The 11,818-nt window shown below is 69.5% G+C and carries 8 protein-coding genes; 6 read left to right on the plus strand and 2 right to left on the minus strand.

Annotated features, from left to right (window positions below):
• Nucleotides 1–102 precede the first annotated feature (102 nt).
• On the minus strand, nt 103–1,485 hold the full coding sequence (locus tag AB0B48_RS28260; protein ID WP_357206784.1) for a cation:dicarboxylase symporter family transporter: 1,383 nt from the start codon (nt 1,483–1,485) through the stop codon (nt 103–105).
• 92 nt (nt 1,486–1,577) lie between these two features.
• Between AB0B48_RS28260 and AB0B48_RS28265 the strand changes: the two genes are divergently transcribed.
• From AB0B48_RS28265 to abc-f, 3 genes are all read left to right on the plus strand, one after another.
• On the plus strand, nt 1,578–3,170 hold the full coding sequence (locus AB0B48_RS28265; RefSeq protein WP_357206786.1) for a sensor histidine kinase: 1,593 nt from the start codon (nt 1,578–1,580) through the stop codon (nt 3,168–3,170).
• Nucleotides 3,167–3,862, plus strand: coding sequence for a response regulator (locus AB0B48_RS28270; protein ID WP_355007291.1), 696 nt, complete (start codon nt 3,167–3,169; stop codon nt 3,860–3,862). Before AB0B48_RS28265 ends, AB0B48_RS28270 begins: the two co-directional genes overlap by 4 nt.
• A 357-nt stretch (nt 3,863–4,219) precedes the next feature.
• Nucleotides 4,220–5,857: a ribosomal protection-like ABC-F family protein gene (gene abc-f, locus AB0B48_RS28275; protein WP_357206788.1), complete on the plus strand. Its 1,638-nt coding sequence runs from the start codon at nt 4,220–4,222 to the stop codon at nt 5,855–5,857.
• 43 nt (nt 5,858–5,900) lie between these two features.
• Here abc-f and dnaE read toward each other — a convergent pair whose 3' ends face one another.
• A complete protein-coding gene (gene dnaE / locus AB0B48_RS28280) occupies nt 5,901–9,431 on the minus strand; it encodes a DNA polymerase III subunit alpha (protein ID WP_357206790.1) in 3,531 nt (1,176 codons plus the stop codon).
• A 144-nt stretch (nt 9,432–9,575) separates the two neighbouring features.
• Between dnaE and AB0B48_RS28285 the strand changes: the two genes are divergently transcribed.
• The 3 genes from AB0B48_RS28285 to AB0B48_RS28295 all read left to right on the plus strand — a co-directional run bounded on the left by AB0B48_RS28285 (nt 9,576) and on the right by AB0B48_RS28295 (nt 11,775).
• Nucleotides 9,576–10,196, plus strand: a complete 621-nt coding sequence (locus AB0B48_RS28285) for an L-threonylcarbamoyladenylate synthase (protein ID WP_355007286.1) — start codon at nt 9,576–9,578, stop codon at nt 10,194–10,196.
• Between the two features lie 290 nt (nt 10,197–10,486).
• Nucleotides 10,487–10,828: a PadR family transcriptional regulator gene (locus AB0B48_RS28290; RefSeq protein WP_124862757.1), complete on the plus strand. Its 342-nt coding sequence runs from the start codon at nt 10,487–10,489 to the stop codon at nt 10,826–10,828.
• Nucleotides 10,825–11,775: a permease prefix domain 1-containing protein gene (locus tag AB0B48_RS28295; protein ID WP_357206792.1), complete on the plus strand. Its 951-nt coding sequence runs from the start codon at nt 10,825–10,827 to the stop codon at nt 11,773–11,775. Before AB0B48_RS28290 ends, AB0B48_RS28295 begins: the two co-directional genes overlap by 4 nt.
• Nucleotides 11,776–11,818 lie beyond the last annotated feature (43 nt).

Genomic DNA, 11,818 nt, shown 5'->3' on the forward strand with positions numbered 1-11,818 from the left:
GCGTCACGACACCCCGGGATGGGTGACGCAAACCTCTTGATCACCGGGGGTACGGGGTCGCGGCGGCGCTGCGCCGCCGCGAGCCCGGGTCCAGGCCTCGACTCAGGCCGGGGCTCCGGCGGGCGTGGCCTCCTTCTCGTCGGGGCGGGACGCCGCCTCGTCGTCATGCTCGTCGACCATGGTGGCTTCGTCGAACGGGTCGTTGCCGCTCAGCACCGCGGTCGCCCGCTCCCGGTCGAACTCGCCGGTCCAGGTTCCCACCAGTACCGTCGCCACCGCGTTGCCGGCGAAGTTGGTCAGCGCCCGAGCCTCCGACATGAACCGGTCGATGCCGACGATCAGCCCGACCCCGTCGACGAGGTCCGGGCGGTGCGACTGGAGGCCGCCGGCCAGCGTGGCCAGCCCGGCGCCGGTGACACCGGCGGCACCCTTCGACGCGATGATCATGAACAGCAGCAGCGAGATCTGCTCGCCGATGGCCAACGGCTTGCCCAGCGCGTCGGCGATGAACAGCGACGCCATGGTCAGGTAGATCGCCGTACCGTCCAGGTTGAACGAGTAGCCGGTCGGCACCGTGATGCCGACGACCGGCTTGCTCACACCGAAGTGCTCCATCTTGGCGATCAGCCGCGGCAGCGCCGACTCCGACGACGAGGTCGACAGGATCAGCAGGAACTCCCGGCCCAGGTAACGCAGCAGCGAGAAGATCGAGATCCGGGCCACGAACCACAGCAGCGCGCCCAGGAACACCAACACGAAGATCAGACAGGTGGCGTAGAAGCCCACCATGATCTGGGCGAGGCTCTTGAGGGCGTCCACGCCGGTCGCGCCGACCACGGCGGCCATCGCGCCGAACGCGCCGATCGGTGCCAGCCACATGATCATGGCAAGGACCTTGAAGACGACCCGCTGGATGACGGTGATGGCACTGAGCACCGGCTCACCCCGCCGCCCCATGGCCTGAACGGCGAAGCCGACCAGCAGGGCGACCAGCAGCGTCTGGAGCACCTTGCCCTCGGTGAGCGAGGAGAGCAGCGTCGTCGGGATGATCCCGAGCAGGAAGTCGGCCGTACCGGCGGCCTCGTCACCGGCGGCGGCCTTGCCGGAGCCGACCAGGTCCGGGCCGAGGTTCAGGCCCGAACCGGGGTGGATGAGGTTGCCGACGACCAGGCCGATGGCGAGCGCGACCGTCGACATGGTCAGGAAGTAGCCGAGGGCCAGGCCGCCGACCTTGCCGACCTTCGCGGCCTGCCGTACGGAGCCGACGCCGAGCACGATGGTGCAGAAGATGACCGGGCTGATCATCATCTTGATCAGGTTGACGAAGCCGGTGCCGATCGGCTTGAGTTCCTTGCCGAAATCGGGGGCGACCAGGCCGACCACGATGCCGGCGACCACGGCCACGATGACGGCCAGATACAGGTAACGGGTACGGTCCCGGCGGACCGCCGGTGCCGGGGTGGTGGCGGATGCGGTGGTGTCCATGTCGACAATGTGAAGCGCGTCTCACCCGTTGACAGCCTTGCGGTCATTCTGTTCACCGCGTCGGCGGAAACGGTGGCGCGACGAGGAGGGTGGTGGAGGTGGCCCGACGCCAGTGGAGCATCGCGGGGCAACTCTTCGCCCTCCAGGCGATGGTGGTGACGCTGCTCGTGCTGGCCGGCGCGGCGGGCGCCGTCTGGCTGGCCCGCAGCGACTCCCGCCAGGCCGCGCAGGAGGAGGTGCTCGCGGTGGCGCAGACCGTGGCCGGCTCCCCGGACGTCCGCGAGGCCCTCACGACCGTCGACCCCGCGAAGGTCCTCCAGCCGTACGCCGAATCGACAAGGCAGGCCACGGGCACCGACTTCGTGGTGGTGATGGCCCCCGACCGCACCCGTTTCTCGCACCCGACGAAGGACCGGATCGGCGAGCCGTTCGTCGGCGAGATCGGGCCCGCCCTGGCAGGCCGCCCGTTCACCACCACCAACGTCGGGACGCTCGGCGAGTCGGTGCGCGCGGTCGTTCCGGTGTACGACGAGCAGCGACGCCTCGTCGGTCTGGTCTCGGTGGGCATCACCACCCGCGCCATCGACAAGAAGCTGCTCGGCCAGTTGCCGGTGCTGTTCGGTGTGGTCACGCCGGCTCTGGCCCTCGCCGCGACGGGCTCCTGGCTGCTCAGCCGCCGGCTCCGCCGCCAGACACACGGTCTGGGGCCGGCCCAGATGACCCGGATGTACGAGTACTACGACGCGGTTCTGCACTCGGTGCGGGAAGGTCTCGTCGTGCTCACCACCGATCGTCGGGTGGCGCTCGTCAACGACGAGGGCCGCCGGCTGCTGGGGCTCGACGCGGACGCGCCAGTCATCGACCAGCCGGTGGCCGGGATCGACCTGCCGCCCGCGGCGGCCGAGCTGCTCGACTCCGGCCGCGACGCCCGCGACGAGCCGATCGTCGCCGGTGACCGGGTGCTCGTCGCCAACCAGCGGACCACCCGCTTCGAGGGCGCGGCGCTCGGCACCGTGCTGACCCTGCGCGACCAGACCGAGCTGCGCACCCTGGCCAGCGAGCTGGATTCGGTGCGCGCGCTGACCGAGGCGTTGCAGGCGCAGACCCACGAGTCGGCCAACCGGCTGCACACCGTGCTGACGCTGGTGGAGCTGGGTCGCGCCGACGAGGCCGTCCGGCTCGGCACCCGGGACCTGGCCCTCGCCCAACAGTTGACCGACCGGGTGGTCGGCGCGGTGACCGAGCCGGCGTTGGCGGCGCTGTTGCTCGGCAAGTCCGCACAGGCCGGCGAGCGCGGAGTGGATCTGGTCGTCGAGCCGGACTGCCGCCTCGACGACAGCCCGCTGCCGACCGGAGATCTCCTCACCGTTGTCGGCAACCTGGTCGACAACGCCCTGGAGGCGGTGGCCGGCACCCCGGCGCCGCGCCGGGTGCGGGTCTTCGTCGGCGCGACCGATGACGAGCTGGTGGTTCGGGTGGCCGACAGCGGCCCCGGTCTGGCACCTGAGCGGGTCGCCGACGCGTTCCGGCGCGGCTGGTCCACCAAGAGCACCGGCCGGGGTCTCGGCCTGGCGCTGGTCGGCCAGGTGGTACGCCGGCACGGCGGTAGCGCCGAGGTCTGTCGCTCCGACGACGGCGGCAGCCTGTTCACCGTTCGGCTGCCGGGCAGAATTGGGCGGTCATGAGCGCCATCCGGGTACTGGTCGTCGAGGACGAGCCGCTGCTGGCGGAGGCGCACAGCGCGTACACCGAACGGGTTCCCGGTTTCGTGGTGGTCGGGGTGGCGCACACCGCGCGGGCGGCGATGGCGGCCCTGCGCGCCAACGACGGCGGCGACGTGGACCTCGTACTCCTGGATTTTCGGCTGCCCGACCTGCACGGCCTGGACGTCTGCCGGGCGCTGCGGGCGGCCGGCAGCAGCGTCGACGTGCTCGCGGTGACGTCCGCGCGGGACCTGGCGGTGGTGCGCACAGCGGTGTCCCTCGGGGTGACCCACTACCTGCTCAAGCCGTTCACGTTCGCCGCGTTCCGCGACAAGCTGGAGCGGTACGCCGACTACCGCGCCCAGGCGCTCGCCGACGGTGAGGTCGCCGCCCAGCACGAGGTGGACCAGATGTTCGCCACCCTGCGCGGCACCGCCGGGCACAGCCTGCCCAAGGGGCTCGACGCGCAGACCCTCGATCGGGTACGCGCCGCGCTCACCGACGGCACCCGCACGGAGGTCGGGCTGTCCGCGACCGAGGTGAGCGCGCTGACCGGCATCTCCCGGGTGACCGCCCGCCGCTACCTGGAGTATCTGGTGACCGTCGACCGGGCCGCCCGCACCCCGCGCTACGGCACCCCCGGCCGCCCCGAGGTCGAGTACCGACCCCGTTGAGCAATCCGTCGATCTTGCACTTACTGTCGGGACCATTGACCTCAATAGCGACATTTAGTCAACAACAAGTGCAAGATCGACGGTCGAAGCAGGGCCGTCTGGAACACCGAGCGCTGCACCCTATTGCGCTGGCGGACTGAAGATCCGTTGTTAGACTCGGCGGAGTTGGGCTAGTGACACGACCAGGGAGACCAGACATGGCGGGTGACGACGACATCTCCGGGTGAGACCGGATGTGTTCGGCCATCGGTTCGGCGCGCGTTCGGCGCAGCCGCCGGGGCCATGTCGTCGTTCCACCGGTTCCCGTTGTCGTCGGGCGGCTGAGGCGCGCCCACCCCACCCTTCGAGGTCACTCGCATGTCTGATGCGTTCATTGTCTGCTCGAACCTTTCCTTCTCCTGGCCGGATGACACCCCGGTCTTCTCGGAGCTGTCCTTCACCGTCCCGGGCGGTCGCACCGGCCTGGTCGCGCCCAACGGCGCTGGAAAGAGCACCCTGCTGCGGCTGATCGCCGGGGAGTTGCCGCCCAGCGGCGGCAGCGTCACCGTCGACGGTGTGCTCGGCTACCTCCCGCAGACGTTGCCGCTGGTCGGCGACCTGAGCGTGGCGCAGGTGCTGGGCGTCGCCGAGCGGATCGCCGCGCTGCACGCCATCGAGGCCGGCGACGCCGCCGAGGAGCACTTCGCCACCATCGGCGACGACTGGGACATCGAGGAGCGCACCCGCTCGGAGCTGGACCGCCTCGGCCTGGGTGAGCTGTCGCTCGACCGCCGGCTGCACACCCTCAGCGGCGGCCAGGTGGTCTCCCTCGGTCTGGCGGCGCAACTGCTGCGCCGCCCGGACGTGCTGCTGCTCGACGAGCCGACGAACAACCTGGACCTGGAGGCCCGGCACAAGCTCTACGACGTCCTCACCGAGTGGTCCGGGTGCCTGCTGCTGGTCAGCCACGACCGGGAACTGCTGGACCGGATGGACCGCATCGCCGAGCTGGACCAGGGCGAGATCCGTTGGTACGGGGGCAACTTCACCGCGTACACGGAGGCGGTGCAGGCGGCGCGGGAGGTGGCCGAGAGCAACCTGCGCAACGCCGAGCAGGAGGTGAAGCGGGAGAAGCGGGAGATGCAGCAGGCCCGCGAACGGGCCGACCGGCGGGCCAGCAACGCCTCGAAGAACCTGAAGAACGCCGGCCTGGCCCGGATCGTCGCCGGTGGGCTCAAGCGCAGCGCGCAGGAGTCGGCGGGCAAGGCGCAGGAAACGCACTCGTCCCGGCTCGGTCAGGCCAAGGCCCGACTCGACGAGGCGGGCCGGGCGGTACGCGACGAGGACCGGATCGTCGTGGACCTGCCGGACACCACAGTCCCGGGCGGGCGCACCGTCTTCTCCGGCCAGGGGATGCGGGCCCACTTCGACGACCGGGAGTTGTTCGGCGGCGACGGCGCCGACCTGGTGATCCGGGGACCGGAACGGATCGCGCTGACCGGGGCGAACGGCGTCGGCAAGTCGACCCTGCTGCGCCTGGTCAACGGTGACCTGCAACCGTCCGGCGGTGAGCTGAAGCGCGGCGAGGGACGGATCGCGTACCTGTCGCAGCGGCTGGACCTGCTGGACCTCGACCGCACGGTGGCGGAGAACTTCGCCGCGTACGCGCCGAGCCTGCCGGACGCCAAGCGGATGAACCTGCTCGCCCGGTTCCTGTTCCGGGGGGCCCGGGTCAACCTGCCGGTCGGGGTGCTCTCCGGCGGTGAACGACTGCGCGCCACCCTCGCCTGTGTGCTCTGCGCCGAGCCGGCGCCGCAACTGCTGCTGCTCGACGAGCCGACAAACAACCTGGACCTGGTCAGCGTGGGTCAGCTGGAGAGCGCGCTGTCGGCGTACCAGGGGGCGTTCGTGGTGGTCAGCCACGACGAACGGTTCCTCGCCGAGATCGGCGTGCAGCGTTGGTTGCGGTTGGCCGACGGCCAACTGCGGGAGATCAGCGCCCCCGAGCGGGTCTGAGCCCGGCGGTCCGGCCGGCGCAGGCCGGCCGGACCGATGCGGCTCAGCTCACGTTGGCCGGACCGAGGACGCTCTTCAGGTCACCCATCAGCGCGGTCGTCGCCGCCACCCGGAACGGACCCAGCCGCAGGGTGGTGGTGCGCCCGCCGTTCTGGAGTTTGACGTGCACCTCGGTGTCGCCGGGGTGCAGCACCAGGGTTTCCTTGAGTTTCTCCACCAGCGGTGGTGTGCAGCGGTGCACCGGGATGGTGAGGGTGACCGGCTTGTTCGTGGCGCTGGTGCTGACGTCCGGCATGGACATGTCCATCGCCATGATCCGTGGGGTGTCGTCGCGGCGGTCCACCCGACCCTTGACCACCACGATGGCGTCCTCGGCGATGTACTGCCCGATCACCTCGTAGGTGTTGGGGAAGAACAGCGCCTCCACCCCACCGGCCAGGTCCTCCAGGGTGGCCGACGCCCAGGCACGGCCCTGCTTGGTGACCCGGCGCTGCACCCCGGAGAGGATGCCGGCGAGGGTGACGACCGCCCCGTCGGGCACCCCGCCCTCTTCGGCCAGGGAGGCGATGGTGGTGTCGGCTGCCGCGTTGAGGATGTGCTCCAGACCGAACAGCGGGTGGTCGGAGACGTACAGGCCGAGCATCTCCCGCTCGAAGGCCAGCTTGTCGCGCTTGTCCCACTCACTGTCGCCGATGGTCGGCATCACAGTGGTGCTGCCGGTGTCGGCGTCACCGAACCCGGCGCCGAACAGGTCGTACTGGCCGACGGCCTCCTTGCGCTTGACGTCGGCGTACGCGTCGATCGCGTCGGCATGCACCGCGAGCAGGCCCTTGCGGGGATGGTCGAGGGAGTCGAACGCACCCGCCTTGATCAGCGATTCGATCGTCTTCTTGTTGCAGACCACCGCGTCCACCTTGGACAGGAAGTCGTAGAAGTCGGCGTACTCGCCCTTCTCCTCCCGGCAGCGCATGATCGAGGCGACCACGTTCGCCCCGACGTTGCGGACGGCGGCCAGGCCGAAGCGGATGTCCTTGCCGACCGGGGTGAACGGCCCGGCCGAGGTGTTCACGTCCGGCGGCAGCACCTGGATGCGCATCCGGCGACACTCGGCCAGGTAGAGCGCCATCTTGTCCTTGTCGTCGCCGACGCTGGTCAGCAACCCGGCCATGTACTCGGCCGGGTAGTGCGCCTTGAGGTACGCGGTCCAGTAGGAGACCAGGCCGTACGCGGCGGAGTGCGCCTTGTTGAAGGCGTACCCGGCGAACGGCACCAGGACGTCCCACACCGCCTGGATCGCCTCGTCGGAGTAGCCGCGCTCGCGGCAGCCGTCCCGGAACGGGATGAACTCCTTGTCGAGGATCTCCTTCTTCTTCTTACCCATGGCCCGACGCAGCAGGTCCGCCTGACCGAGGGTGTAGCCGGCGAGGATCTGCGCGGCGCGCTGCACCTGCTCCTGGTAGACGATCAGGCCGTGGGTGGGCGCCAGGATCTCCCGCAGCGGCTCCTCCAGCTCCGGGTGGATCGGCGTGATCTCCTGGAGGCCGTTCTTGCGCAGCGCGTAGTTGGTGTGCGAGTCGACGCCCATCGGGCCGGGTCGGTACAGGGCCAGGACGGCGGAGATGTCCTCGAAGTTGTCCGGCTTCATCAACCGCAGCAGTGACCGCATCGGCCCGCCGTCGAGCTGGAACACGCCCAGGGTGTCACCCCGGGCCAGCAGCTCGTACGCGGCCTTGTCGTCCAGCGGCAGGCCCAGCAGGTCGAGCTTGCGGCCGTGGTTCAGCTCGATGTTCTTGACCGCGTCATCGATGATCGTCAGGTTGCGCAGGCCGAGGAAGTCCATCTTCAGCAGCCCGAGCGACTCGCAGGTCGGGTAGTCGAACTGCGTGATGATCGCCCCGTCGGCGTCGCGGCGCGTCAACGGGATGTGCTCGATGATCGGCTCGGCGGACATGATGACGCCGGCGGCGTGCACGCCGGTCTGCCGGATCAGCCCCTCGATGCCCTTGGCCGTGTCGATCACCTTGCGGACGTCCGGGTCGGAGTCGTACAGGCCGCGGATCTCGCCCGCCTCGGCGTAGCGGGGGTGCTTGTTGTCGAAGATGCCGGTGAGCGGGATGTCCTTGCCCATCACCGCCGGTGGCATCGCCTTGGTGATCCGGTCGCCGACCGCGTACGGGAAACCGAGGACCCGAGCCGAGTCCTTGATCGCGGCCTTCGCCTTGATCGTGCCGAAGGTGGCGATCTGGGCGACCTTGTCCTCGCCCCACTTGTCGGTGACGTACTTGATGACCTCACCGCGCCGACGCTCGTCGAAGTCGATGTCGACATCCGGCATCGAGACCCGCTCGGGGTTGAGGAACCGCTCGAAGATCAGGCCGTGCTGGATCGGGTCCAGGTCGGTGATGCCCAGCGCGTACGCGACGAGCGACCCGGCGGCCGAGCCACGGCCCGGCCCCACGGCAATGCCCTGGTTCTTCGCCCACTGGATGAAGTCGGCGACCACCAGGAAGTAGGACGGGAAGCCCATCTGGTTGATGACGCCCAGCTCGTACTCCGCCTGGACGACGTGCCCCTCGGGGATGCCGTTCGGGTAGCGGCGACCCAGGCCGGCGAAGGTCTCCTTGCGGAACCAGGACTCCTCGGTCTCCCCCTCGGGCACCGGGAAGCGCGGCATCAGGTTGTGGAACTCGAACATGCCCTTCGGGTCGACCTTCTCGGCGACCAGCAGGGTGTTGCGGCAGCCCTCCTGCCACAGCTCGGACGAGTCCACAGCGCGCATCTGGTCGGCGCTCTTGATGAAGTAGCCGCCACCCTCGAACCGGAACCGGTTGGGGTCGTCGATGTTGCTGCCGGTCTGCACGCAGAGCAGCACGTCGTGGGCGGTGGCCTGCGCCTCGTGGGTGTAGTGGGAGTCGTTCGTGACCACCGGCGGGATGTCCAGCTTGCGGGCGATCTCGGTGAGCCCCTCGCGGACCCGGCTCTCGATGGAGAGGCCGTGATCCATGATCTCCAGGAAGTAGTTGTCCTTACCGAAGATGTCCTGGTAGCTGGCGGCGACCTTGAGTGCCTCGTCGAACTGGCCCAGCCGCAGCCGGGTCTGCACCGCGCCGGACGGGCAGCCGGTGGTGGCCATGATCCCCTCGGCGTGCTCGGCGATCAGCTCCATGTCCATCCGGGGCCACTTGACGTAGTGCCCCTCCATGGAAGCGCGCGAGTTGAGGGTGAAGAGGTTCTTCAGGCCCTTCGCGTCCTTCGCCCACATGGTCTTGTGGGTGATCGCGCCGTTACCCGAGATGTCGTCGCTCTTCTGCTCCGGGCGACCCCACTTGACCCGCGCCTTGTGGTAGCGCGACTCCGGCGCCACGTACGCCTCGACGCCCAGGATCGGGGTCACCCCGGCGGCCATCGCCTGGTTGTAGAAGTCGTTCGCACCGTGCATGTTGCCGTGGTCGGTGATCGCCACGGCGGACATGCCCAGCCGCTTGGCCTCGGCGAACAGGTCCTTCAGTCGGGCCGCTCCGTCGAGCATCGAGTACTCGGTGTGCACGTGCAGATGCGCGAACGAATCAGCCATGCGTGGCGCCCCCCGGCGGTGTGGATCTTGTTGGTCGGAGCCGACCGGGACCTACCCTACCGAGGTGATCTCGGCGGCTCCACCGTCCGCGCCGAGGGTGGCCCTCGTCTCCTGATCCTCCCCGCGTGCGCCTAGTCTCGGAGGATGGCGAGGTACTACGACGTGCACCCGGAGAACCCACAGCCCCGGGTCATCGGCCAGGTCGCCGACCTGATCCGCGGTGGTGGGCTGGTCGCCTATCCGACGGACTCCTGCTACGCGCTCGGCACCCAACTGGGCAACCAGGACGGGCTGGACCGGATCCGGCAGATCCGGCATCTCGACGACCGGCACCACTTCACGCTGGTCTGCCACGACTTCGCGCAGCTCGGTCAGTTCGTCCAGATCAGCAACGCGGTCTTCCGCCTGGTGAAGGCGTCCACCCCGGGCAGCTACACCTTCATCCTGCCGGCCACCCGTGAGGTGCCCCGCCGGATGCTGCACCCGAAGAAGCGGACCGTCGGCGTGCGGGTCCCCCGGCACACAGTCACCCAGGCGCTGCTGGCCGAGTTGGCCGAACCGCTGGTGTCCAGCACCCTGGTCCTGCCCGGCGACGACGAGCCGATGACCCAGGGCTGGGAGATCAAGGAACGGCTCGACCACCAGCTCGACGCGGTGCTCGACGCGGGCGACTGCGGCAGCGAGCCGACGAGCGTGATCGACCTGTCCGGGCCCGAGCCGGAGGTCCTGCGCCGGGGAGCCGGGGACGTGTCCCGCTTCGAGTAGGGCGCCCGACGCGGCGAGCGCGTCACCATTTAGATCACCCGGCCTGGCGTCCTCCGAGCGCCGGGCCACTGCCGTGCGCGCTTCCCTTTGCTCTGCTGCCGTATATGCACACCACCCCGCGGCACCCACCCGCGGCGCCGCCCTGGCGCATCCGCGGGTGCAGAGCAAAGGGAAGCGAAGAGCCTCCGCCCCCGGCACCGCGCGGGGTCGCGAGTCGCGGCCGACACCTCCAACAGACACGATGATATCGGCGTAGACAACACTGTGTGCCACACAGTATGGTGTGACACATGGTTAGCGAGGACGTTCTACGGACGCACCTACAGGAGTTGCGTCGAGGCACCGTCGTGGTGGCCAGCCTGGTCGCGCTGCGCCGACCGGACTACGGCTACGCACTGCTGCAACGGCTCAGCGACCACGGCTTCCCGGTCGACGCCAACACCCTCTACCCGCTGCTGCGCCGCCTGGAGGACCAGGGGCTGCTGACCAGCGAGTGGAACACCGAAGAGAGCCGACCGCGCAAGTTCTACCGGACCAGCGACGAGGGCGAGTCGATGCTGAACCGGCTCCTCGACGACCTCGCCGCCGTGCAGACCTCCATCACCGGGCTGATCCAAGGAGTGGAACGATGAACACCCTGACCGACCGCTACCTCGCCGCCACCCTGCGATCGGTGCCCGCCCAGCGCCGCGACGAGATCGCCAACGAGCTGCGGGCCTCCATCGACGACATGATCGAGGGCCGGACCGATGGCGGGCAGGACGCCACCACCGCCGAGCGGGAGGTGCTCACCGAGCTGGGCAACCCCGACGTGCTGGCCGCCCGGTACGCCGACCGCCGGTTGCAGCTCATCGGCCCGACCTACTACCTGCTCTGGCTGCGGCTGCTGAAGCTGCTGCTCAGCTTCATCCCGGCGCTCGTCGGCACGATCGTCACGGTGGTCGAGGCGGCGGAAGGAAAGGGTTTCGGCGCCATCGGGCCCGGCATCGTCGCGGCAATTCAGGTGGCGGTGCAGATCGCCTTCTGGCTCACAGTGACCTTCGCCATCATCGAGCGCACCCAGACGGCCGTGGACCTGCCGGAGTGGACCGTCGACCAGTTGCCCGACGCGCCGGTACGACGAGGCATCCCCCTCGCCGACACCATCGCATCCGTGATCATGTTGGTGCTGACCATCGCGTACCTGCCGCTTCAGCACTACCACTCCTGGGTGAGCGACACCGACGGCGAGAACATCGCGATCCTCGACCCGGCCCTGTGGTCGTTCTGGCTGCCGGCGCTGATCGGCGTGCTGGCACTCAGTGTGGTCTTCGAGGTCGTGAAGTACCGGATCGACCGCTGGACCTGGGCCCTGTTCGGCACGAAGGTGCTGCTCGACCTGGCGTTCGCGGTGCCGCTGGCCTGGCTCGCGCTCTCCGACCGACTGCTCAACCCGGCCCTGGCCGAGCGCCTGAGCTGGGTGGCGGACGCCGAGAACCGGGAAGGCCTCGGCCTGGCCATCGCTGTGGGCGCGGCCGGGGTCGTGGTCTGGGACCTGATCGACACGGCCCGGAAGACCCGCGCTCAGACGACCACGTGATTGACACCAGAGACGGCGGCCCGGCGCGTACCCCGCGCCGGGC

Origin of the sequence: Micromonospora sp. NPDC049089, assembly GCF_040648775.1 — a bacterium.
In the GTDB taxonomy this organism is placed as follows: domain Bacteria; phylum Actinomycetota; class Actinomycetes; order Mycobacteriales; family Micromonosporaceae; genus Micromonospora.

Excerpts from the sequence above, each read along its gene's own strand:
- abc-f (WP_357206788.1), top strand. The coding sequence starts at position 4,220 with ATGTCTGATGCGTTCATTGTCTGCTCGAACCTTTCCTTCTCCTGGCCG.
- AB0B48_RS28285 (WP_355007286.1), top strand. The coding sequence starts at position 9,576 with ATGGCGAGGTACTACGACGTGCACCCGGAGAACCCACAGCCCCGGGTC.
- dnaE (WP_357206790.1), bottom strand. The coding sequence starts at position 9,431 with ATGGCTGATTCGTTCGCGCATCTGCACGTGCACACCGAGTACTCGATG.
- AB0B48_RS28260 (WP_357206784.1), bottom strand. The coding sequence starts at position 1,485 with ATGGACACCACCGCATCCGCCACCACCCCGGCACCGGCGGTCCGCCGG.
- AB0B48_RS28295 (WP_357206792.1), top strand. The coding sequence starts at position 10,825 with ATGAACACCCTGACCGACCGCTACCTCGCCGCCACCCTGCGATCGGTG.
- AB0B48_RS28270 (WP_355007291.1), top strand. The coding sequence starts at position 3,167 with ATGAGCGCCATCCGGGTACTGGTCGTCGAGGACGAGCCGCTGCTGGCG.
- AB0B48_RS28290 (WP_124862757.1), top strand. The coding sequence starts at position 10,487 with ATGGTTAGCGAGGACGTTCTACGGACGCACCTACAGGAGTTGCGTCGA.